Source organism: Fulvivirga kasyanovii, assembly GCF_009711405.1.
Lineage (GTDB): Bacteria > Bacteroidota > Bacteroidia > Cytophagales > Cyclobacteriaceae > Fulvivirga > Fulvivirga kasyanovii.
On record NZ_SMLW01000135.1, the window covers coordinates 1 to 1,131 of the forward strand.

Below are 1,131 nucleotides of genomic sequence, written 5' to 3' on the forward strand. Positions count from 1 at the left end.
CAATTCTGGTTGGAAAAGCTCTTTCTGAATAATAAATTGCAGTGTTAATTGCGATTGGACACAACAATTTAACATGACTAAAGCTATAAACTTCAGGAAGCTGGGGTAAGGGGTTTGTTGTCGTCAAGAACTTTATATTTTGAGCTACCACTTTTAAACTCGGGTACAATCTCTTTCATTACCTTTACAAGTTGATATTCATCAGCATTAGCGCGAATCATTTCCTCTAACCTTCGTACTCCATCTGTTATTTTATCATAATCATACTCCGACACCTTGGCTATTAATATTTTTTTATGGTGTGTTGGTATAGTATTCTCCGCGCTAGCCAGTAATTCTTCATATAACTTTTCACCTTGCCTCAACCCTGTAAAAACAATTTCGATGTCTCTATTAAGCTCCAACCCCGAAAGCTGTATCATTTTCTTTGCCAGATCAACAATTTTCACAGACTTTCCCATGTCAAATATATATATTTCACCCCCCTTTCCCATTGCTCCCGCTTCCAGCACCAATTGACACGCTTCTGTTATCGTCATAAAATACCGTGTAATTTCTGGGTGAGTTACAGTTACTGGTCCCCCATCTCTTATTTGCTTTTGAAAAAATGGTATAACAGAGCCATTAGAACCTAATACATTTCCAAATCGTGTAGTTATGAAGGCAGTCCCCTCTCCTTCATTAGATAGATGATTGCTCAGGGATCTAACATAAATCTCTGCAATGCGCTTTGAACACCCCATTACATTGGTTGGGTTTACTGCTTTATCCGTAGAGATCATTACAAACTTTTGCACCTTATACTTTACGGCAAGTTCAGCCAATTTTTTAGTACCTAAAATATTACACTCTACAGCCTCTGCAGGATTACGTTCCATCATTGGAACATGTTTATAAGCTGCAGCATGAAAAATAATGTCTGGTTTAAATTGAAAAAAAATCTCATCAATTCTACTTTCATTCCGGATATCCGCAATAAAAAAGTGAACATTTTTATAATCGAATAAATCTCGTTCTATTTCATATAATGCAGACTCAGCCTGGTCAATTACAAAAAGGGTATGTGGGTTATATTGAACAACCTGTCTAACCAACTCACTTCCGATAGAACCTGCTGCACCAGTTATACAG

The 1,131-nt window shown here is 37.0% G+C and carries 1 protein-coding gene; it reads right to left on the reverse strand.

All coding sequences use genetic code 11. From position 1 onward, the window contains the following. Positions 1 to 92: 92 nt before the first annotated feature. A partial coding sequence (locus E1163_RS00345; protein ID WP_155168545.1) for a UDP-N-acetylglucosamine 4,6-dehydratase family protein occupies positions 93 to 1,131 on the reverse strand: 1,039 nt, incomplete at its 5' end.